The sequence below is a fragment of the Janthinobacterium sp. SUN120 genome (assembly GCF_030397735.1).
In the GTDB taxonomy this organism is placed as follows: domain Bacteria; phylum Pseudomonadota; class Gammaproteobacteria; order Burkholderiales; family Burkholderiaceae_D; genus Janthinobacterium; species Janthinobacterium kumbetense.
In genome coordinates, this window is sequence record NZ_JAPUBW010000005.1 from 199,512 (window position 1) to 221,108 (window position 21,597).

A 21,597-nucleotide genomic window follows, 5' to 3' on the forward strand; every position below is an offset into this window, starting at 1 on the left:
CCGCCATGACCCCGCACCGACTATTGCCGACGACCTTGATTTCCCTGCTCTTGCTGGCCGGCTGCGCCGCGACCGGACCAGGACCGGCCGCCCAGGCCGATCATCGCGCGCAGAGCAGTCCCGCACAGGACATCGCCATGCTGGAACGAATCAGCTGGGGCGTGAACGGGGGCAGCGTGCGCCAGGTGCAGGACAAAGGCTGGAACGCCTGGCTGCGGACGCAGTTGCATCCAGGAAAAGCGGCCTTGCCGCCAGCCATCGCCGCGCAAATCGACGCCATGACCATTAGCCAGGTGCCGCTGGAGCAATTGGTGATTTCTATGGAGCAAAAGCGCAAGGAGTCGGCCGGCGTCATGGACGACATGGCGAAGCAGCAGGCGCAAAAGGATTACCAGCAAGAACTTAACCGCCTGGCGCGCGAAGCGGCCACGCGCTCGCTGTTGCTGGACGTGTATTCGCCGAACCAGTTGCAGCAGCAGCTGAGCTGGTTTTGGCTCAACCATTTCAGCGTGCACCAGGGCAAGCACAACTTGCGCGCCATGGTGGGCGATTACGAGGCCAACGCCATCGCGCCACATGCTCTGGGGAAATTCCGTGACTTGCTGGGCGCCACCGTCCACCATCCAGCCATGCTGCGCTACCTGGACAATGAAGCCAACGCCGCCAAGCGCATCAATGAAAACTATGCGCGCGAGCTGATGGAACTGCATACGCTGGGCGTGAACGGCGGCTATAGCCAGATGGACGTACAGGAACTGGCGCGCATCCTGACGGGCGTGGGCGTGAACCTGGGAGCGGACACGCCGAAGGTGAAACCGGCGCTGCAGTCGCAATACGTGCGCCGGGGCTTGTTCGAGTTCAATCCCAACCGCCACGATTACGGCGACAAGCAATTCCTCGGGCAAACGGTGAAGGGCAGGGGGCTGGCCGAGCTCGATGAAGCGCTGGACCGCCTGAGCCGCAGTCCCGCCACGGCGCACTTTATCAGCGGCAAGCTGGCCCAGTATTTCGTCGGCGATAACCCGCCCGCACCGCTGGTGGCGCGCATGGCGGCCACCTTCCAGCGCAGCGACGGCTTGATTGCCGACGTGCTGCAAACCATGTTCGACAGCCCCGAATTCAGGCAATCGCTGGGCAAGAAATTCAAGGACCCCATGCATTATGTCGTGTCGGCCGTGCGCCTCAGCTATGACGACAAGCCCATCCTGAATGCGGGACCCATGCTGAACTGGCTGTCGCGCATGGGCCAGCCCCTGTACGGACGCCAGACGCCCGATGGCTATCCGTTGACGGACGCTTCCTGGGCCAGTCCGGGGCAAATGACGACGCGCTTCGACATCGCCCGCACCATCGGTTCGGGCAGCGCCGGCCTGTTCAAGACGGATGGCCCGCAGCCGCAGGAAAAAGTGGCGTTCCCGCAACTGGCCAGCGCCCTGTATTACCAGTCGCTGCAGCCAGGCTTGAGTCCGGCCACGCGCCAGGCACTGGATCAGGCCGCTTCGCCGCAGGAGTGGAATACTTTTCTTCTTTCCTCGCCGGAAATGATGCACCGCTAAGTTGAAATCGGAGGATTGCCATGAATCGTCGTGACCTGTTGAAAGCCCTGGCCGCCGCACCCTTGTTCACTCGCGCGGGCAGCCTGCTGGCCGCACCCGCCACGGATGCGAAGCTGCTGTTCGTCTTCCTGCGCGGCGGCTATGATGCGAATAACTTGCTGGTGCCGGTCGGCAGCGATTTTTACTACACAGCGCGGCCGAATATCGCCATCGCGAAACCGGGCGAGGAAAACGGCGCGCTGGCCTTGAACGCCGACTGGGCCTTGCATCCGGCCTTGCGCGAGAGCATTTATCCCATGTTCACGGGCGGCGAGGCGGCCTTCATCCCGTTCGCGGGCACGACGGATTTGACGCGCAGCCATTTCGAGACGCAGGATACCATCGAGCTGGGACAAGAGATCAACACGCGGCGCGACTTCCGTTCGGGTTTCCTGAACCGCCTTGTGCAGACCTTGAATGGCAGCAAGGCCGGCCCCGCCATCGCTTTCACCGACCAGCTGCCGCTGATCTTCCAGGGCGGCGTGCAAGTGCCGAACATGGCGCTGCGCTCCGTGGGCAAGTCCGGCATTGATGCGCGTCAAAGCCAGATCATCGCCGCCATGTACCGGGGCACGCCCCTGCAGCAACCCGTCAGCGCGGGCTTTGTCGTGCGCGACGACGTGACGAAGGAATTGATGGGGGAAATGCAGGCGGCCAACCGCAACGCCATCAGTACCAAGGGTTTTGAACTGGAAGCGCAGCGCATCGCCCGCTTGATGAAGGACAAGTACAACCTCGGCTTCGTCGACGTGGGCGGCTGGGATACGCACGTGGGGCAGGGCGGCGCCAGCGGCTACCTGGCGGGGCGCTTCGATGAACTGGGACGGGGACTGGCCGCGTTTTCGCAGGAAATGGGCAGCGCCTGGCGCAATACCGTCGTCGTCGTCGTCAGCGAATTTGGCCGCACCTTCCGCGAAAACGGCAACCGCGGCACGGACCACGGCCACGGCAGCGTGTTCTGGGTGCTGGGCGGCGGGATCAAGGGCAAGCAGGTGGCGGGCGAGCAAGTGGCGATTGCGCAGGCAAACCTGTTCCAGAACCGCGACATGCCCGTGCTGAATGAATACCGGGCCGTGCTGGGCGGATTGCTGCGCCGCACTTTCGGCTTGACGCCGGCGCAACTCGACCACGTGTTTGCCGGCGTGAAACCGGCGGAACTGGGCCTCGTGTAAATCGGCGAATCTCCGTGTTACGCTACGCCTGCGCATGTGGCGCATAGCGAATACTGGCGGCCGATGGTGCCGGGCACGAATGGAGCAGCATGAACGATACCCAGCGCGACATTGTCAGCGCAGGCTTTTCCCTGGCCCTGATCGCCGTGACGGCCTTCGTCATGCAGCGTTTCTTTTTGCCGCTCGTGTGGGCCGGCATCCTGTGCGTGGCCACCTGGCCTTTGTATGTGCGCGTGCGCGCGGCGCTGGGCCAGCGCACCATCGTCGCGGCAGCCGTGCTGACCCTGGCGTTTGCCTGCATCTTCATCATTCCCGTGCTGTTCGGCGTGGCGCAGGCGGCGCGCGAAGTGCCCGTGCTGGCCAATTTCGTCGTGCATGCGAATGCCGACGGCTTGCCCGTGCCGGACTGGGTGGCGCATGTCCCGCTGGCCGGCAGCGCCATCGGCGACTGGTGGCAAGCCACCCTGAGCCAGCCCCATGGCCTGGGCCACTTCTTTGCGGGCAGCGCCGTGGGCGGCTTTCATTCCGCGCGCGACATGCTCAAGGTGCTGGGCGCGGACGTGTTCCACCGCCTGGTCGATTTCGGCCTGGCGTTTTTATGCCTGTTTTTCTTTTACAAGGATGGCGAAGCGCTGACGCGCCAGATCACGGCCGTCGGCAGCCATTTTTTGCGTCCCGAACGGTGGGGGCGCTATGCGCAAAAGATCCCCACGGCCATCCGCGCCACCGTCAACGGCCTGGTGCTGGTGGGCCTGGCAGAAGGCGTGCTGATCGGCATCGCCTACGCCATCGCCGGCTTGCCGTCACCGGCCCTGTGGGCGTTTGCCACGGGCATCCTGGCCATCATCCCGTTTGGCGCGCCGCTCGCATATGGATGCGCGGCCGCCTTGCTGGTCTTCCAGGGCAATGTGGGCGCCGCCATCGGCGTGGCCGCCTGGGGCACCGTGGTGCTGTTCGTTGCCGACCACTTCGTGCGCCCCGGCATGATCGGCAACGCCACCCGCTTGCCCTTCCTTGCCGTGCTGTTCGGCATCCTGGGGGGCGTGGAAACCCTGGGCCTCGTGGGCTTGTTCATCGGCCCTGTCGTGATGGTGCTGTTTGTTACCTTGTGGTACGAAGCGAATGCGACTGACCGCGTACCGCCGGCCAACATGCCTTCCAGCACAGCTGCCGATGCAGGTGCCGACGCACTTGCCGGTACAGCTGCCGAAACACCTGCCAGCCCGGCCGCGCTGGAACGCACACAGTAGTGAGGGGTCGGTCAGCGTGCCGCTGGCCGGTACTGAGGCGTTCCCGGCGTGGCCGGACGGAGCTGACTTGATAACAGGGTGCGAACACCTTGTTTTAAAGTCATTCTTAATGTGCCTTGGATAGAATAAGCAACCAACGGCGCATCAGCAGCACTTCAACATAGCCCGGCTCGATGCCCGTACCGCACTCGATCAAGGGATTGACGGTGTAGTAGCGCTTGCGGAAGTCGCGGCAGACGAGGATTTCGCGCTTGCCCATGCGGACGAGGAAAGAGCTTGGGGCGTATTCCAGGCCGAACCGTGAGCCAAAACCGCTATTCAATGTTGCCATGACAATTCCTTTGAGGGAGATGTGTTGAACGAGTCATCAGAATAGCATAACTACTGTATGAATACACAGCTACTGTATGAATAAACAGTATTTTTTTATTGGTGTGGTTTTTTTGATCAGTACCGGGAACATGAAAGAGAGATGAGTTTGCAAGAGAAAAATGACATGGGCATGACCACGGGCTGGACCACGAAACTGCGCCGCTTCGTCGAGGCTCGCCTGTCGCCCGAAGGCGAACTGGGCCTGCATATGACGGTGGGCGTGGCCCTGATGCTCGTCGCCATCGTGGTCTTCCATGAGATCGCCGAAGCCGTCATGGGCATGCAGCAAATTACCGTGATCGACTTGCAGGTGGCGCAGTGGTTCAACCAGCATGCCGTGCCGTGGATCACCAGTTGCCTGCTGGTCATCACGCATATGCATGGCGTGATCGGCGCCATCATCCTGGCCGTCTTGCTGGGCTGGTATCTGCACCGCAAGGGCGCCAGCTACTGGCTGTTTACCCTGGTCATTACCATGCCGGGCGTCATGTTTTTGAACCTGCTGCTAAAGTACATTTTTGTGCGCGCGCGGCCCAGCTTTGACGAGCCCATCCTGCAGACGGCCCTGAGCACGTACAGCTTTCCCAGCGGTCATACGGCCACCTCGACGGCCCTGTACGGCTTGCTGGCCGCCTACCTGATTTGCCAGACGGCGCCGGGCGCGTGGGGCAAGCGCATCGCCATCGCGCTGGGCGCCTTCCTGATGGCGTCACTCGTGGGTTTCAGCCGCATTTACCTGGGCGCGCATTACCTGAGCGATGTGCTGGCGGCCATGGCGGAAAGCTATGGCTGGCTGGCCATCTGCATCGCCGGCGTGTCGACCCTGCGCCGCCGCCGGCATATCCGGCAAACCAGATAAGGGGAAACCATCCTGAGCAAGATTGCAGTCATCATCAATGCGGGCGCCGGTTGCGGCTATGCGCCCGACTGGGCGCAGCAGCTCGAAGCGAAATTCGCCGCCGTGGGGCTCGACGCCGCCATCACCCTGGCCGCCAGCGGCGCCGACATGATCGCCACGGCCGGGCAGGCGCTGCGCGATGGCGCGCCCATCGTCGTGGCCGGTGGCGGCGACGGCACCATCAATGCCGTCGCGTCCGTCGTTGTCGGCAGCGGCACGCCGTTTGGCGTCTTGCCGCTGGGTACCCTGAACCATTTCGCCAAGGATTTGAACATTCCGCTCGAGCTCGATGCGGCGATCGCCAACGTGGCGCAGGGCGTGCCGCACCAGGTCGACGTGGGTGAAGTCAATGGCCGCATCTTCCTGAACAATTCCAGCCTGGGCCTGTATCCCGACATCGTGCGCGACCGCGAAAAGCAGCAGCGCCGGCTGGGACGGGGCAAGTGGCTGGCGTTCAGCTGGGCGCTGGTGGCCGCGTTGCGCCGCTATCCCTTCCTCAGCGTGCAATTGAAACTGAAGGACGCCGTGCATGCGCGGCGCACGCCGTTTGTCTTTATCGGTAACAATGAATACCTGATGGAAGGCTTGAATATCGGCGAGCGCGAACGGCTCGATGGCGGCCAGCTGAGCCTGTACGTGGCGCAGCGTCCGGGCCGCCTGGGATTGCTGAAGCTGGCCTTGCATGCGCTGTTCGGCAGGTTGTCGCAGGCCAAGGACTTCGACGTGCTGACGGCGACCGACCTGGAAATCGCCACGAAGCACCGGCGCCTGCGCGTGGCCACGGATGGCGAAGTGACCGTCATGAATACGCCGCTGCAGTACCGCATCCGCCCCGCCGCGCTGACGGTGCTGGTGCCTGCGCCGGCACCTTCCGGGGAGTAAGGCCATGCGTACCATCGTGCATTTGTCCGACTTGCATTTTGGCAAGGTCGACGCGGACTTGCTGGCGCCCTTGCGCGCGCTCGTCGAACGGCTGGAACCTGACGTGGTGGTGGTGTCGGGCGATTTGACGCAACGGGCCCGCAGCGCCCAGTTCCAGCAAGCACGGCAGTTTCTCGACAGCTTGCCGGGGCCGCAGATCGTGGTGCCGGGCAACCATGACGTGCCTCTTTATAACGTCTTTTCCCGCTTCCTGACGCCGCTGGTGAAATACCGGCGCCATGTGACGGACGATTTGTCGCCCGAATATGTGGACGAGGAAATCGCCGTGCTGGGCATCAATACGGCCCGCTCGCTGACCTTCAAGGATGGCCGCATCAGCCACGAGCAGATCGATTTCCTGCGCGAACGCCTGGGCCGTTTGCCGCCCGATTTGACGCGCATCATCGTTACGCATCATCCATTTGACTTGCCCGAGCACTTCGACGACGATGATCTGGTCGACCGTGCGCCGCTGGCGCTGCAAATGTTCTCCGAATGCGGCGTGGATCTATTGCTGGCCGGGCACTTGCATGCGAGCGTGGCGGGCAACACGGCCGAGCGCTACAAGATCGCCGGCTACGCTGCCCTGATGGTGCAGGCGGGCACGGCCACGTCCACGCGGGGCAGGGGCGAATCGAATTCCTTCAACGTGCTGCGCGTGGAAAACAGTTGCATTCGCGTCGAGCGCTACAGCTGGAATGAAGACAGCGCCGACTTTGAAAAAGTCAGCACGGAAGCGTTCGCGCGCCAGGGCGGCGTGTGGGCCAGCTTGCGGCCGCTGTAGCCAGAATTAATGGGGTAGGCGGCAACCGGCATCAGGAGTGGCCGGCAAAATGGCCAGGGCTAGGCGCGTTGCCGAAGACAGTACGAATAGTACGGCGAGGCAATGCAACAACGCCCTGGACTTTTTGATGGCTACTCCGCTACAGCCAGTAATTCATGAAGCGGGCCGCCCACTCCTTCATACGGTCGGCAATCGGCCGGGTTTCCCATTTCGCCCTGGTGATCTCTTCCGAGTCGCGCAAGTCTTCCTGGAAGGCGTTTTCCATTTCGCGGCCGAAGCTGTCGCCCAGCACGATCACGTTCAGTTCGCTGTTATGCAGGAAGCTGCGCATGTCGATGTTGGTCGAGCCCACCGTCGACCAGGCGCCGTCGATGACGGCCGTCTTGGCGTGCAGCACGGCCAGTTTCAAGTGGAAGATGCGGATGCCGCCGGCCAGCAGCTGGTCGTACAGCGCGTGTCCCGCATGGAACACGAGGCCGCTGTCGGACACGCCGGGCAGCACCACGGTGACGTCCACGCCCCGTTTCGCGGCGGCCACCAGCGCGTCGACCGTCTGCTGGTCGGGCACGAAATAGGCGGACGTGATGTGGATGGATTTTTTTGCTTCCTGGATGGCCAGGATATACGCCTTGTAGATTTCGAAGCCACCGTCCGGCTCGCTGGCCACGACGCGCACCAGCTTGTCGCCCACTTCCGACAGGGTGGGGAAGTAATTCGCATCCGGCAAGTCGGCCTGGTCTTGCTGGGCCCAGGTGCGGATAAATAGCCACTGGAAGGCGGCCACGGCCGGGCCTTCCACTTTCACGTGGGTATCGCGCCAGCCCACGTCGCTCTTGTCGGCGGACTTGTTCTTGGAGCGGAACAGCGAGCTTTTCGCATAGGTGTCGCTGATGTTGACGCCGCCCGTAAACGCCGTCTTGCCGTCGACGATCAGCACCTTGCGGTGGTCGCGGTTGTTGATCTTCCAGTCGTCGCCCTTGAGCTTGGCGGGATTGACGGGGTTGAAGGCCACCAGGTGCACGCCGGCCGCGCGCATGCGCTCGAAGAACGCCTGCGGCACGCCGAGGGTGCCCACGCTGTCGTAGATGACGTTGACCGTCACGCCCGCCTGCTGCTTTTCGATGAGCATGTCGGCAAACTTCAGGCCCAGCGGGTCCTGGTCGAAGATATACGTTTCCAGGTTGATGCTGTTCTTCGCTTCGCTGATGGCCTGGAACATGGCTTCCATCGTTTGCGGGCCGTCAAACAGCAGGGTCACCTTGTTGCCCTTGATCAAGGGCACACCCGTGGCCGCCTCTTCCAGCGCGGCCTGGGCTTTCAAGTCCATGCCGGACTTCGCCCAGCGCTTGTTGAGCAGGGCGGCGCGGCTGTTGACGTTCAGCACGGAGCCTTTGCCCGTGATCACCTTGGGCTTGGCCACCGGTTCCAGCGTGGTGTTGAGATTCTTGACGTTGGGCAGCGAGGCGCATGCAGCCAGGGTCCAGCACAGCAGTAGGGCGGTGAGGCAGGGTTGCATGCGCCTGGCGGTCATTTTTGAGCCTTGGTCGTGGGTGACAGGTTTGCCGAATCATCGGCCAATGCCAAAGGTGGCGGGTTTTTCGAGCCGAAGAAGAAGACGATGGGCGAGCGCAGGAAGCGCTTGCCCAGGATCTTCAGCAATTGCATGCCGTGCTTGAAGCGCACCTGGCGCGAACGCAGGGCCACCCACAGGGCCAGGCCGAAGCTCACCAGCAGGTTGGCCGTGCCGATGGCGAAGATGCCCGACAGCGACTTGACGGCCAGTTGCCAGCTCATGTTGTGGTCCAGGCCCACCAGGGCCGTGGCGAAGTTGGCGGCCGAGAAGGTGATGTGGCGGATATCGATCGGCAAGCCGATCAGGAAACCCAGGGTGCCGATGGAACCGAGCAGGATACCGAAATAGAAGTTACCCATCAGGCCGCCCAGGTTGTTTTCCAGATACAAACCCAGCCGCTGCAGGCGTTCCTGGCCGATGACGCGGCCCAGGCCGCGCAATTGTGCGATGCGCTGCGCCCAGCGCGTGTACAGGGCCTGGTTGTCGTAGTAGCCGGAAATCAGGCCGGCGACGAACAGGCACACGCCGGCGATCATGGCGTAGAAGATGGCGGGGCTGCCGATGGGGTCGATATCGTGCAGCAAATGCATGGCCTTCTCGGGCGTCACCAGGTTGTGTCCCGTGATCGCCTTGTAGCCGAGCGCGATCAGCCACGCCGTGGGGATGGCCGTGGCCAGGTTGCCCAGCACGGCCATGTTTTGCGTGCGGAACACCTTGTTGATCAATTCCGCCATGCTGTCGAGGTCGATATTCCGCCCATCCTTGCTGTGCAGGCCGGCGGCGATGCGCGACGCCGTCATGGCCGGCTGCTTGGTGGCCACCGTGAAATGCAGCAAGTGGATGAACATGAAGCCGATCGAGTAATTCATGCTGAACATGAACGCTTCGACCAGCGGCGCCGAGCGCAGGTAGGACATCAATATCTTGAACAGGGCCATGAAGCCGATGATCACGCCCGCGCCCGCGGACGAGAGGAACATGGCGCCCATCTCGCGGCGGTTTTCCGCGATGTAATGCTCGCCCGTGCGGCTGGCGTTTTCCGTCACATTGCGCGCCAGCAAGTTGATATTGTCGGAAAACAGGTCGCTGACCTTGTATTTGTTGTTGTGCGCCTGGATCAGTTCCAGCGCCAGCCCGACGGCGCCCGCGCGGCGGCGGCTGACGGGTTGCGGGTGCAGCAAGTCTTGCGTGGCGTCCACCGTGATGGCGGCGATGTCCACGTTGTTCGAGGCCGGCAATTCGCCGCTCGTGTCGACGAGGAACAGCAGCTTGCGCAGGCGCTCGATACTTTGCGCCAGCGCCACCAATAAATACGTAAGGGGGATGCTGGTGCCCTGGTACAGCGCCTTCTTGCGGATCTTGGCGATGACGGCGTCGCACTGGTCCAGCATCACCAGCAAATGGCGCGCATCTTCGATGTGCTCGAGATCGCCGTGCAGCAGATTCGTGTAGGCGTCCAGGTAGGCGTTCACTTCCGTGTTCTGCACCATGAACGGCGACTGGAACACTTCAATTTCGCTATGGAAACGCGTCAATTCCGGTTCCAGGCCCATGGCGCAGACGCGGTAGGACAGGGTGCGGATGGCGTCGAGCATGCCTGGCAGCATGATATTGCCGTCGCCGACGGCCAGTTCGATGTCGTCGCTGGTGAGCACGTCGAACAGTTCCAGCCAGTCCGTGGCGGGCACGTTGCTGATCCACAAATAATCGGTCTTCAGGTACAGCACCTGGTCGAGCGCGTCGTTCAGGTATTCGTCGCCGAGGGCGGGCGGCAGCATGCGGTAGGCGATGCGGCGTTTCAATTCCGTGAAAAAGCCGCTGTTCGACAGCACGCCGATATCGGTGTACAGGCTGGCGTGGCGGCGCGCGGCCAGCACGCGCAGCACGTATTCGTGCAGGGCGCGCGCTTGCGCGGGGTTACCTTTGAGAAGCTGGCGCAGGGTGCGCACGTTGGCAATCGCGGTAGCGCTGTCGTGGGGGCGCTTGGGACGCAGTGAGTTGAATAGTTCCACCAGCAAGTCGATATTGCTGGAGTTGGGGTCAATGCGTTCGAGGATAGCTAGCATGCAGAAAAAACGGGCGAGCCGCTGTCGGTAAAACCAGTAGTGTACCGCCTGCGTCAATTCTCGCAACGTTCGCCACCGAACATTGCTTTACGGCAGGGCCTGCATTTAACGCCATTTTGCCGCAAATTGCCTGAATCATGCTCACTCTTGCGTGTTGTCAGTACGCGACGCGGTTTCATGGCCTAAGCTGAAGTTTCTGTTGTACAACGCACGGATGGCTGGACAAAAAGCGAGGATAAGGTAACACTAAGATCAGACACACAGCGCATGTCCTGATCAATACCGGGAAGTTTCAATTCACGTTACCGAGATATTTATCATGCAGACCTCGTATTTTGCGCTTGCTGTGATAGGGATGGGGCCGTGGATGCTTTTTGCACCGGCCCAGGCTGCCGATGGCGCAGGCAGTGCCGCATCCACTAACGTTGCCGTGTACGGCGTGCTCGACGCAGGCATCGTGGCCGAGCGGGGCTGCGCCGCCAATTGCGCCAACACCAAGGTGTCCGGCGGCGTGGCGTCCGGTTCGCGCCTGGGCGTGCAGGGCCGCGAAGCGCTGGGCAATGACGTGTCCGCCGTATTTACCCTGGAAGCGGGCGTGCAGAACGACACGGGCCAGTCGGAAGAGGGCCGTTTGTTCGGCCGCCAGGCCTACGTGGGCCTCGACAGCCGCCTGGGCGCGCTGACCCTGGGGCGCCAGTACAATCCGCACTACCTGGCCCTGACCGACGTGGCCGACCCGTTCAAGGGCGGCATGGCCGGCAGCGCGAGCAATTTGGCCGGCTACAGCGTGAAACGCTACGACAATACCGTCAAGTACGTGACGCCCGCCTTGCGCGGCGTGACTGCCAGCGCCATCTACAGCTTTGGCGAGTCGCCGTACAGCAACGCCAGCAACCGCGCGTATGGCGCCACGCTCGGCTATTCGGCCGGCGCCGTGAATGTCAGCGTGTCGCACCAGCGCAAGAATAACCTCATCCTCGCTTCCGGCACCTTGCCCGCCATCGACATGTCGGCCCGCAACACCCTGATCGCGGCGAATGTCGACCTGAAAGTGGCCACCGTCTTTGCCGCCGTGGGCGTGAACAAGGGCTATGGCAGCTCGCCGTGGGACCCGAACAACGCCTACAGCGCGCTGGCCCTGTCGATGTCGTCGTCGGACAGCCGCGACACCTTGCTGGGCGTGTCCGTGCCCGTGGGCGGCTTCAAGCTGCTGGCGTCCTGGGTGCGCAAGGATGACCGCGACCTGGCCAACCGCGACGCCAGCCAGATGGCCGTCGGCCTCACGTATTCCCTGTCAAAGCGCAGCGATTTCTACGCGTCCTACGCGAAGATCCACAACAAGAACGGCGCCCGCTACACGGTGGGCAATGCCAGCGACAGCGGCCGCGGCGATGCTGCCTTCAACCTGGGCTTCCGTCACGGTTTCTGAATTGATGCCGCGGCAGGGGCCGGGGCAGGGCAGCTGGCGCCCAGCCACTTGCCGCTGCTCGTCACGTTCACCTGTTCCGGTGCGCCGCGCGCGCTGGTCGTCACGGCCAGCTGCATGTTGAAAGCCTGGTCGCCCGTAAACATGACCTTGCCTTCGCCGCTCGATTTCGGGTTGGCGCAAGTGAACGATACCTGCATGCCGCCCGCGATGTCCGTGTTTTTCGACTTGCAATCGCCGGGCTGGCCCGTGGGAATCTGCTTGCGCGCCGCCATGTCCGGCGTCACGCACGCCGTCACGCGCACGGCGCCGTCGGCGCCCACGGTGGGCATGGCCATGCCGCGGCTGGCCGCCATGCTTTCCAGCTGCTTGCGTTGATCGGGAGGAAGGTTGCCCAGTTGTTGCAGCACCATGGACATGGCGTTGTCGGTGGCGGCGTCCGGCGACGCCATCTTGCTGTCGACTTGCCACAGGCCCGGCTTGATGGTGGGCGATGGCGCGGCGGCGTGGGCGCCGGCGTGGCTGCCTAAGGCGGCGCAAGCCAGCAGGGTCAGGCGTAGCAGGGATTTTTTCATCGTGGGGTCTCCGGTATGGGCAGACCCCAGCATACGGCATGGCAAGCGGGGCACGCTTGCCATTGTGTTACAAACTGTGATCGGGCTCGATGCGCCGCACGTCCACGCAGGCGATGCGGCGCTCGTCGGCCTCGACGATTTCATAACGCAAATCATCGAGTTCCAGCACTTCGCCCACGGCCGGCATGTTTTCGAAATGCGCCAGCAGGAAGCCGGCCAGCGAGTTGTATTCGCCGTCTTCGCTGACCAGGGTTTCCGTCTCGAACACTTGCTCCAGGTAATGCAGGTCCGTCGCGCCATCGATGCGCCAGTGGCCGGGGCCCAGCACTTCCACGTCCGGCTGCTCGTCCTCGTCGGGGAATTCGCCGGCGATGGCTTCCAGGATGTCGATGGGCGTGAGCACACCCTGCACGGTGCCGAACTCGTCGACCACCAGCACCAGCTGGCCGCGCGAGCGCTTTAACGTTTCCATGGCTTTCAGCACACCGGCCGCTTCCGGCACGACGACGGCTTCGCGCATGCTGTCCGGGTCGATCTTGCCGCGCGACACCAAGTCCTCGATCAGGTCCTTGCTGCGCGCGATGCCGACCACGTTATCCAGGTCGTCATTGCAGACAGGAATCATGCTGTGCGGCGTTTCGCGCAGCAATTGCAGCATCTTCTCGCTGCTGTCGTTCAGGTTGACCCACGATACGTCGCCGCGCGGCGTCATGACGGAGCGGATCGAGCGTTCGGCCAGGGTCAGTACGCCGCTGACCATGTTGCGCTCTTCCACGCCGAAGGCGGAAACGTCGGGCAGTTCCTTGACTTCGTGCTCTTCCACGGCTTCGCGGCCCTTGCGTCCGCCCAGCAGGCTCAACACGGCTTGCGCCGTGCGGTCGCGCAGCGGGGCGTTCGACTGCAGCTTGAGGAAGTTGCGGCGCGCCAGCTGATTGAAGAACTCGATGACAATCGAGAAACCGATAGCGGCGTACAAATATCCTTTCGGAATGTGGAAGCCCAGGCCTTCGGCCACCAGCGACAGGCCGATCATCAGCAGGAAGCTCAGGCACAGCACGACGACGGTGGGGTGGGCGTTGACGAAGCGCGTCAGCACTTTCGACGCCAGCATCATGACGACGATGGAAATGACGACGGCCGCCATCATCACGTACAGGTTTTCCACCATGCCGACGGCCGTGATGACGGCGTCGAGCGAAAAGACGGCGTCGAGCACGACGATCTGCGCCACCACGAGGCCGAAGCCGGCGTAGACTTTCGGGCCCGTCTGGGCGTGCGTGACCCCTTCGAGGCGCTCGTGCAGCTCGCTGGTGGCCTTGAACAGCAGGAACAGGCCGCCGACGAGCAGGATCAGGTCGCGTCCCGAAAACGAGAATGTCAGTATGGAAAACAATGGCGTGGTCAGGGTGACCAGCCAGGAAATCAGCGAGAGCAGGCCCAGGCGCATGACGAGGGCCAGGGTCAGGCCCAGCACCCTGGCCTTGTCGCGCTGGTGCGGCGGCAATTTCTCGGCCAGGATGGCGATGAAAATCAGGTTGTCGATCCCCAGTACGATTTCCAGTACGACCAGCGTCAGCAGGCCGACCCAGATTGTCGGGTCAAATAACCATTCCATGTGTATAACCTTGTAAAGTCGATCAGTGTAAAGCGTGCCTGGTGGCTAGAGCCCCGGGCGCGTGGGTGCTGCATGCATGTCTTCAGGGGCGGACGCGCGGCGGCCGGGTGGCCAGCCGCACGTCCGCTTCGGCAAGTGCGCCCGGTCCCGCTTGCCAAATGATGGCGCAAAACGGCGCCCCCTGGCGCGAGCTCGGGTACAGCGTGATGGGGTCGTTGTCGCATTCTTCAGTATCGCAGCTGTCGCCAGGCAGGTCCGCGTGGAGGCTGGCGTCAGCACAATCGATGCCGAAGGCGGGCGTGGCGGCAGCGCCGGCCGCGATTGCATGCTGGAATGGGGAAGGACTGGCGTAGGCCATGCTGGCGAACGCCTGGGGTAACGCGATGAAAACAAAAAGGCAGAGCAGGACGAGAGCTCGTCTCATATACAGGCAGATAGTTCTGGAACCAGGGAGTATAACACGGGCACATAACAGCTCGATGACAGGACTTGCGTAAGTGATAAGTATGCCGTAAATTGCGAGAGCAATGATTTCCCTGGGCGGCGAAGACGCAGCGCGGGTCCATGGCAATTCTTGCGTTTGTATTCCATGGCGCCGCTTTTGCGCTTGTCTAAAACGTAGTGTTACCAGGACTCTGCCTTGAAACCCATTACCGCCCTCCTGCTTGCCGCCGGCATCCTCTCGCCTTCGTTCATCCTTGCCGCCACTCCGGTGGAAGCGGCGCCGACCCAGAAAGCCGGCAAGGCTGCGCCCAGCCGCGCCGCCGTCAAAGTCACGTCCGTCGAAGGCATCACGGAATACCGCCTGTCCAACGGCTTGCGCGTGCTGCTGTTCCCCGACGCCAGCAAGCCCACTTTGACCACCAACATCGTCTACCTGGTCGGTTCGCGCCATGAAAACTATGGCGAAACGGGCATGGCCCACTTGCTCGAGCACTTGCTCTTTAAGCCCAGCGCCAATTTCGGCGTCAAGAAGGGGACCAAGACCCCCGTCGAGATCCTGAACTCGACGGGCGCCCAGTTCAACGGCACCACCTGGTACGACCGCACCAATTACTACGCCACCTTCCCCGCCAACGACGACAACCTGCGCCAGATGCTGGCCATGGAAGCGGACCGCATGGTGAACGCCGCCATCGACCAGAACGACCTGTGGAATCCGAAGACGCAGAAGGGCGAAATGACCGTCGTGCGCAACGAGTTCGAAATGGGCGAGAGCGACCCGATCGGCGTGACGAGCGAACGCATCCAGGCCGTCGCCTACGACTGGCACAACTATGGCAAGTCGACCATCGGCGCCCGTTCCGACATCGAGCAGGTGAATATTCCCCGCCTGCGCGCGTTTTACCATAAATATTATCAGCCGGATAACGCCGTGCTGATGGTGGCGGGCCGCTTCGACGAAGCCAAGGTCTTGAAGCAAATCAATGAGCTGTTCGGCAAGATCCCGAAACCGACGCGCGTGATCGAGCCGACCTACACGGCCGAACCCGTGCAAGATGGCGAGCGCGCCGTGACGGTGCGCCGCAGCGGCGGCACGCAGTTCGTCGGCGCCGGCTACCACGTGGCGCCGTCCGGCAACCCGGACGCCGTCGCCATCGAGGTGCTGGGCCACGTGCTGACGGACGCGCCGGCCGGCCGCCTGCACAAGGCGCTGGTGGAAACCAAGCTGGCCAGCAAGATCGAATACAACTCCGTGAGCAACCTGGAGCCCGGCTACAACCTGTTTGGCGCGCTGGTGCCCGTCGATGGCAACCTTGATGCGGCGCAAGCGGCCATGCTGAAAGTGCTGGAAGACTTGAAATCGCAGCCGGTCACGGACGCGGAAGTGGCGCGCGTGAAACAGCAGCTGAACAAGCAGATCGAACTGGCCACCTCGAACACGGCGAGCCTGACGATCGCCCTGACGGAATCGCTGGCGGCCGGCGACTGGCGTTTGTTCTTCCTGCAGCGCGACCAGCTCGACAAGCTGACGACGGCGCAAGTGCAGGCGGCGGCCGAGAAATACCTGAAGAGCTCGAACCGCACCCTGGGCCGCTTCATCCCGACCGATGCGCCGGACCGCACCGTCGTGCCGGCCTACGCCGATGTGGCGCCGCAACTGGCCGGCTACACGGGCCGCGCCGTCGTGGCGCAGGGCGAAGCGTTCGACCCCAGCCCAGACAATATCGAAGCGCGCACCACGCGCTTCACCTTGCCGAACGGCTTGAAGGGCGCCTTGCTGCCGAAGAAAACCAAGGGCAGCACGGTCAGCGTCGTGTTGAAACTGCGGATCGGCAGCGAAGAGAGCTTGCGCGGCAAGGGGCAAGTGGGCAGCTACACGGCGAATCTGCTGTCGCGCGGCACGGATAAACTGTCGCGCCAGGAAGTGAAGGACAAGTTCGACCAGCTGGGCATGCAGGTCGCCATCACGGGCGGCGCCGAGGGCGTCACCGCCATGCTGACAGGCAAGCGCGAAAACTTGCCAGCCGCCATGGACTTGCTGGCGCAAGTGCTGCAAAAGCCGGCCTTGAACGAGACGGAATTCCTGGAATTGCAGCGCGAGCGCGTCGGCCGCGCGGAGCAGGAATTGCCTGAACCGCAGCCGCTGGCCGTGAACGCCTTCCGCCGCCTGCTCGACGCCACGCCGGAAGGCCATGTGCGCCACGTGGCCACCTTGCCGGCCGAGCTGGCGCAATGGAAAGCCATCCAGGTGGCCGACGTGAAAGCCTTCCATGGCGCCTACTATGGCGCGTCGAACGCGACTTTTGCGGCCGTGGGCGACTTCGACCCGGCCGCGCTGAAGGCGCAAGTGGCCAGCCTGTACGGCAGCTGGAAGGCGCAGCAGCCGTATGTGCGCATTCTTGACACCGTCAAGCCCGTCAGCGGCGAGAAAGTCACATTGGAAACGCCGGACAAGGCGAACAGCGTGCTGTTCGCCATCCAGCCTATCCCCCTCAAGGATGACGCCGCCAGCTATCCCGCCTTGCTGATCGCCAATCACATGCTCGGCGGCGGCGCCTTGCGCAGCCGCCTGGCCGACCGCATCCGCCAGAAGGAAGGCCTGTCGTACGGCGTCGGCTCGCAAGTGAGCATTCCGTCGCGCGAACCGGCCGGTTACTGGATGGCGTATGCCATCAGCGCGCCGCAAAACACGGTCAAGGTGGAAGCGGCCCTGCGCGAGGAAATCGCCAAGGTGCTGGCCGACGGTTTCACGCAAGACGAATTGACGGAAGCGAAAAAGGGCTGGCTGCAATCGGAAGAAGTGGAGCGCACGCAGGATGCGGGCCTGGCGCGCGAACTGGCCGGCTACCTGGCGCAAGACCGCACCATGGCTTACAACAAGGACCTGGAAGCCAAAGTGGCCGCCTTGACCCTGGCGCAAGTGAACCAGGGCTTGCGCGACTACCTGAAGCCTTCGGCCGTGTCGATCGTGACGGCGGGCGACTTCGCCAAGGTGGCGAAAGAGGGTGAAAGCGGCGCCAAGGCAACGACGTCGAAATAAGCTGCTTCAAAATAAGCTGCTTTAAATGGAAAAAACCCGTTGGCAAGTGACCTTGCCAGCGGGTTTTTTTACGATCTTGATATTGATGTCAACATCCCGACACCGAACAAAACCGTAGCGAGCGGAAGGGAGAGGTGGCCGAGAAGCGCAACCGTACTTTAGTACGGTGAGCATCGCAAGCCGCCTATACCGACGCGCAGTAGGTTTGGTTCGGTGTTACCCCCGCGGGGCTAGCTCTGCTACGTAGATTTCCACGCGGCGATTGCGTGCGCGTCCCGAGGCATCCGCATTCGAGGCGATCGGCTCGCGGGCGCCGCGGCCTTCCGTGACGACGCGGGTCGGCGAGACGCCGCGCATGGACAGGTAGTCGCGCGTGTGGGCCGCGCGTTCCACCGACAGCGGTTCATTGATGGAATCGCTGCCCGTGCTGTCCGTATGGCCGATGATGCTGACCGTCGTGTTCGGGTTTTCATTCAGGGTGGCGGCGAAGCGGTCGAGAATCGGGCGGAAGTTGCCCTTGATGTCGGCGCGGTTGGTGTCGAAGGAAATGTCGCTTGGAATTTCCATTTTCAGGCGGTTATCGGCCGTCTGCGACACTTGCACACCAGTACCCTGTGTCGCCTGTTCCATCGCGCGCTTCTGGTTTTCCATGCGGTTCGACCAGATATTGCCGACCACGGCGCCAGCCGCCGCACCCAGCAGGGCGCCGCCGGCCGTGCGGCCGCTGCTGCCGCCACCAGTGGTGCCGCCGATCAAGGCGCCCAGGCCCGCGCCGATGCCGGCGCCCGTGGCCGTGCCACGTTGCGTCGAGGACATGTCCGCGCAGCCGGTGGCGGCCAATGCGATCACCAGCATGCCGATCAGGGATTTGGCGCCAGGGCCTTTTTTGAATGTTTCTTTCATGGATTTTCTCCTTGTTTTGTTATGGGGACATACCCAGGACTACCCGTACACGTTACTGCAAAACGACGCCGCTTGCCAGTGCGCGCACACCGTGCGAAAAATACGGCAAAAGGCGGCACCCGTTTGCACGCGCGCCGCTCTTGTCATACCCGGCCAAGGGCCTGGGCTATAAGCCGCGCCCGCTGATCAGGCGCAGCAGCACCATGATCACGGCGACCACCAGCAGGATGTGGATGAAGCCGCCAATGGTATAGGAAGTTACCAGGCCCAGCAGCCAAAGAATGATGAGTACGACGGCGATTGTATACAGCATGATGTGTCCTCCGAGAGTAATGTGTGGATGACGGCGACTGCCGTGGCCTTGCAGGCGCTGGCGCGTGGCGCCGTCATCGGTTCTTGTCATTGCGCGGCGACCGGGTCGCTGAACGCTGATGCCATGACTAAGTGTCTACTTTGTTTCCCTTGCGTTCTGTACGCTGTCGTACACAAGGCTCAACTATCGGGGGCGGTCCGCGTGTTCATCGGCCATGCCCGGCACCCACGCCAGCATGCCGGCCATGCCGACTGCGCCCGCCAGGCAGCTGACCATGCCGCCCGTGAGCAGCAGCATGACGCCGAATACGGGGCTGCCCGCCGGCGGCGCCAGGTCCAGCGCACAGAAGCCCAGCGCGGTGGCCAGCAAGCCGCCGCCAATAAAGCCCAGCCAGATCCTGTTGCTGCCTGTCTTGTCGTCTTCCATGGCGTCTCCTTTGACATTCCGTTGAACTTTCCTGAATGCATCATCTCGCGGGACGGCAAGCTCATCTGTACGCCAGCGAACATTGCCAAAAAGAAAACGCCCGGACTAGCCGGGCGTGTGTCTAATTTGCAACTAATCGCGGCAGCGGCGCCGCCGCGGTTCGCTTAGCCCATGGCGCGCAAGCCGCCGTTGACGACGCGCACGCGGTCGCCCTGGCGCCAGTTCGGCGCGGCGCTCTGGTGCACGGTGCGCGTCTTGCCGTTATCGAGGCGCACGACGATGTTGTAGCTGCGCGTGGCGCGCACGCTGCCTTCGATCTGGTTGCCGGCCACGGCGCCGCCGACGGCGCCCAGCACGGTGGCCAATTGCCTGCCGTGGCCGCCGCCCACCTGGTTGCCCAGCAAGCCGCCGACGACGGCGCCGCCGGCCGCACCCACGCCGCTGCCTTCGGCGCGCGTATTGACTTCATGGATGGCTTCGATCACGCCGCAATTGGCGCACACCTGCGGCGCCGGGGCGGCCGCGTATTGCGGCTGCGGCTGGCGCACGGGTTGCTGCTGTGGTTGCTGCTGCTGCTGCTGCTGCTGCTGCGGTGGCAGGGCGGCCAGCGGCAAGGCGCCGGCAGGCTGCAGGTTCGCTGGCGGCTGGTTCGCCTGCAGGCTGGCCATTTGCTCGGCCGAGGTGCTGGCCGCCAGCGGCTGGGTATCGCCCTGGGAAGAAGGCAACCAGCCCATCAGGGCAGCCGTGCCCACGCCGCAAAACAGCAGGACGGCGACGGCGGCGGCAAGCACCAGCGGATGGAGGGATTTGGTGGTGGTAGTCATGGAAGGCTCCTTGGTTTTTTTAAAATAGTAAAAAGGGTAGTGCGTGTTCTGCGTGTTATGTGCGTCTGTTGCCAGTGTGCTGTGCCGCTTGCTCCGCTTCCGTGCGTCACCGTACATACAGGGCCGGTAGTGCACCGTAGGCTAGGTAAAAATTATGTCGAGTTGTAACGACGCCGAGGAAAAGCAATGCCACCAACGACTGCCAGCATGACCCTGCCCCGCGATGCAGGCCGATCCGGCCTGGGTTTGCCCGTGGGTGCGCCAGACGCCGGCAACCGCTTGCTGGCCAGCCTGCCCGAGCACGACTTGCGGCACCTGACGGCGCTGTTCGACACCGTCACGGTCGAGGTGGGCGAGGTGCTGTACGAACCGGGCCAGCCTATCGGCCACATCTATTTCCCCGGCGATTGCCTGATCTCGCTGCTGGCCGTGGCGGAAGGGCGGATGACCCTGGAAGTGGGCTCCGTCGGCCGCGAAGGCGTGCTGGGCGCGTCCGTCGCGCTCGGTCATGACCTGGCGCAAGTGCGTGCCGTGGTGCAACGTTCCGGTACGGCCAGCCGCATCGCGCGCGCGGAGTTCTGCGCCGAGTTCGCCCAGCTCGAATCCCTGCAGCGTTTGCTGTACCGCTACACGGACACCTTGCTGGCGCAAGCCATCCAGATTGCCGTGTGCAGCCGCTTCCACGTGCTCGAGGCGCGCCTGGCCCGTTCGCTGCTGATCACGCGCGACCGCCTGCAGTCGGAAAAATTTCACCTCACGCATGAATTTCTTGCCCACACCCTGGGCGTGCGGCGGGTCGGCGTGACCAAGGCGGCCAGCGCGCTGCAACAGCAAAAACTCATCACCTATAGCCGCGGCAATATCGAGATCCTCGATTCGGCGGGCCTGGAAGCCGTTTCCTGCCGCTGCTACGAGCTGGTCAAGGATAGCGGCGCCATCGGCATGGCCAACGTCTTCGTTTGATTTCCTCAAAATAACTTTTCAATTTCATCAACGGAAGCCGGACGCAAAAAAGCGGGGCGGGCGCCTGGGCACCCACCCCGCTTTTTCGATCAACGTTTACTTCGGCTTGACCTGGTTGCCGATCACGCCGCCGACGGCGGCGCCGCCGACTGCGCCGACAGCGCTGCCGCCCGTCAGCACGGAGCCGGCAACGGCGCCGATGCCGGCGCCGATGGCCGTGTTCTTATCCTGGCCGGACATGTTGGCGCAAGCCGTCAGGCTCAGCAGCAGGGCAGCAACGGAAGTGGTGGCAGCGATTTTTTTAATGATTTGCATGATAGTTCTCCTATGAATTCGGACCTCGTGGCGCCGGCATGGTATGGGCCGGTGGGACTTCGTATCGCCACGTCTTGGGTGTTTCAGGCACGATCACAGAATAGATTTGCGGCAAGGCAGGG

At 63.0% G+C, this 21,597-nt stretch carries 20 protein-coding genes; 9 read left to right on the top strand and 11 right to left on the bottom strand.

Annotated elements, in window-relative coordinates:
• Nucleotides 1–5 precede the first annotated feature (5 nt).
• The 3 genes from O0879_RS23620 (at nucleotide 6) to O0879_RS23630 (ending at nucleotide 4,017) form a co-directional block, all read left to right on the top strand.
• On the top strand, nucleotides 6–1,556 hold the full coding sequence (locus O0879_RS23620) for a DUF1800 domain-containing protein (protein WP_289919109.1): 1,551 nt from the start codon (nucleotides 6–8) through the stop codon (nucleotides 1,554–1,556).
• A 20-nt stretch (nucleotides 1,557–1,576) separates the two neighbouring features.
• The gene (locus O0879_RS23625) at nucleotides 1,577–2,767 is read left to right on the top strand and encodes a DUF1501 domain-containing protein (RefSeq protein WP_289919110.1); all 1,191 of its coding nucleotides are present in this window, start codon (nucleotides 1,577–1,579) and stop codon (nucleotides 2,765–2,767) included.
• 89 nt (nucleotides 2,768–2,856) lie between these two features.
• Nucleotides 2,857–4,017, top strand: coding sequence for an AI-2E family transporter (locus O0879_RS23630; protein ID WP_289919111.1), 1,161 nt, complete (start codon nucleotides 2,857–2,859; stop codon nucleotides 4,015–4,017).
• Between the two features lie 106 nt (nucleotides 4,018–4,123).
• Here the strand turns inward: O0879_RS23630 and O0879_RS23635 are convergent, their stop codons facing one another.
• The gene (locus tag O0879_RS23635) at nucleotides 4,124–4,348 is read right to left on the bottom strand and encodes a hypothetical protein (RefSeq protein ID WP_010396348.1); all 225 of its coding nucleotides are present in this window, start codon (nucleotides 4,346–4,348) and stop codon (nucleotides 4,124–4,126) included.
• A gap of 141 nt (nucleotides 4,349–4,489) precedes the next feature.
• On the opposite strand from O0879_RS23635, the gene O0879_RS23640 reads away from it, so the two are divergent.
• The 3 genes from O0879_RS23640 to O0879_RS23650 are packed head-to-tail and all read left to right on the top strand — an operon-like array spanning nucleotide 4,490 to nucleotide 6,992.
• Nucleotides 4,490–5,248 (top strand): phosphatase PAP2 family protein, encoded by a 759-nt coding sequence (locus O0879_RS23640; protein WP_289919113.1) that lies wholly within the window; start codon nucleotides 4,490–4,492, stop codon nucleotides 5,246–5,248.
• Nucleotides 5,249–5,260: 12 nt separating this feature from the next.
• Nucleotides 5,261–6,169, top strand: coding sequence for a diacylglycerol kinase family protein (locus tag O0879_RS23645; protein ID WP_289919216.1), 909 nt, complete (start codon nucleotides 5,261–5,263; stop codon nucleotides 6,167–6,169).
• Nucleotides 6,170–6,173: 4 nt separating this feature from the next.
• Nucleotides 6,174–6,992 carry a metallophosphoesterase gene (locus O0879_RS23650; RefSeq protein WP_289919114.1) on the top strand — a complete coding sequence of 273 codons (819 nt, stop codon included), beginning with the start codon at nucleotides 6,174–6,176 and terminating at the stop codon, nucleotides 6,990–6,992.
• Nucleotides 6,993–7,131: 139 nt separating this feature from the next.
• Here O0879_RS23650 and cls read toward each other — a convergent pair whose 3' ends face one another.
• On the bottom strand, nucleotides 7,132–8,523 hold the full coding sequence (gene cls / locus O0879_RS23655; protein ID WP_289919117.1) for a cardiolipin synthase: 1,392 nt from the start codon (nucleotides 8,521–8,523) through the stop codon (nucleotides 7,132–7,134).
• Entirely contained in the window at nucleotides 8,520–10,631 is a 2,112-nt protein-coding gene (locus O0879_RS23660; protein ID WP_289919119.1) for a site-specific recombinase, read from the bottom strand. The genes cls and O0879_RS23660 overlap by 4 nt, the downstream gene beginning before the upstream one ends.
• Before the next feature lie 367 nt (nucleotides 10,632–10,998).
• Here O0879_RS23660 and O0879_RS23665 point away from each other — a divergent pair, with 367 nt between their 5' ends.
• Nucleotides 10,999–12,060 carry a porin gene (locus O0879_RS23665; RefSeq protein ID WP_289919120.1) on the top strand — a complete coding sequence of 354 codons (1,062 nt, stop codon included), beginning with the start codon at nucleotides 10,999–11,001 and terminating at the stop codon, nucleotides 12,058–12,060.
• Here O0879_RS23665 and O0879_RS23670 read toward each other — a convergent pair.
• The 3 genes from O0879_RS23670 to O0879_RS23680 form a co-directional block, all read right to left on the bottom strand.
• The gene (locus tag O0879_RS23670) at nucleotides 12,048–12,632 is read right to left on the bottom strand and encodes a DUF3617 domain-containing protein (RefSeq protein WP_289912008.1); all 585 of its coding nucleotides are present in this window, start codon (nucleotides 12,630–12,632) and stop codon (nucleotides 12,048–12,050) included. The genes O0879_RS23665 and O0879_RS23670 overlap by 13 nt on opposite strands.
• 67 nt (nucleotides 12,633–12,699) lie before the next feature.
• On the bottom strand, nucleotides 12,700–14,247 hold the full coding sequence (locus tag O0879_RS23675) for a TerC family protein (RefSeq protein WP_289906470.1): 1,548 nt from the start codon (nucleotides 14,245–14,247) through the stop codon (nucleotides 12,700–12,702).
• Between the two features lie 82 nt (nucleotides 14,248–14,329).
• Nucleotides 14,330–14,605, bottom strand: a complete 276-nt coding sequence (locus O0879_RS23680) for a hypothetical protein (protein WP_289906471.1) — start codon at nucleotides 14,603–14,605, stop codon at nucleotides 14,330–14,332.
• Between the two features lie 282 nt (nucleotides 14,606–14,887).
• On the opposite strand from O0879_RS23680, the gene O0879_RS23685 reads away from it, so the two are divergent.
• The gene (locus O0879_RS23685; RefSeq protein ID WP_289919122.1) at nucleotides 14,888–17,731 is read left to right on the top strand and encodes a pitrilysin family protein; all 2,844 of its coding nucleotides are present in this window, start codon (nucleotides 14,888–14,890) and stop codon (nucleotides 17,729–17,731) included.
• A 216-nt stretch (nucleotides 17,732–17,947) separates the two neighbouring features.
• Here the strand turns inward: O0879_RS23685 and O0879_RS23690 are convergent, their stop codons facing one another.
• The 4 genes from O0879_RS23690 to O0879_RS23705 all read right to left on the bottom strand — a co-directional run bounded on the left by O0879_RS23690 (nucleotide 17,948) and on the right by O0879_RS23705 (nucleotide 20,197).
• A complete protein-coding gene (locus O0879_RS23690; RefSeq protein WP_233516313.1) occupies nucleotides 17,948–18,634 on the bottom strand; it encodes an OmpA family protein in 687 nt (228 codons plus the stop codon).
• A 166-nt stretch (nucleotides 18,635–18,800) separates the two neighbouring features.
• Entirely contained in the window at nucleotides 18,801–18,947 is a 147-nt protein-coding gene (locus tag O0879_RS23695; RefSeq protein WP_010396376.1) for a lmo0937 family membrane protein, read from the bottom strand.
• 183 nt (nucleotides 18,948–19,130) lie between these two features.
• A complete protein-coding gene (locus O0879_RS23700; protein WP_099664894.1) occupies nucleotides 19,131–19,373 on the bottom strand; it encodes a hypothetical protein in 243 nt (80 codons plus the stop codon).
• Between the two features lie 164 nt (nucleotides 19,374–19,537).
• The gene (locus O0879_RS23705; protein ID WP_289919125.1) at nucleotides 19,538–20,197 is read right to left on the bottom strand and encodes a glycine zipper 2TM domain-containing protein; all 660 of its coding nucleotides are present in this window, start codon (nucleotides 20,195–20,197) and stop codon (nucleotides 19,538–19,540) included.
• A gap of 186 nt (nucleotides 20,198–20,383) precedes the next feature.
• Between O0879_RS23705 and O0879_RS23710 the strand changes: the two genes are divergently transcribed.
• The gene (locus O0879_RS23710) at nucleotides 20,384–21,160 is read left to right on the top strand and encodes a Crp/Fnr family transcriptional regulator (RefSeq protein ID WP_289919128.1); all 777 of its coding nucleotides are present in this window, start codon (nucleotides 20,384–20,386) and stop codon (nucleotides 21,158–21,160) included.
• 96 nt (nucleotides 21,161–21,256) lie between these two features.
• Here the strand turns inward: O0879_RS23710 and O0879_RS23715 are convergent, their stop codons facing one another.
• Nucleotides 21,257–21,475, bottom strand: coding sequence for a glycine zipper 2TM domain-containing protein (locus O0879_RS23715; protein WP_010396384.1), 219 nt, complete (start codon nucleotides 21,473–21,475; stop codon nucleotides 21,257–21,259).
• Nucleotides 21,476–21,597: the final 122 nt, after the last annotated feature.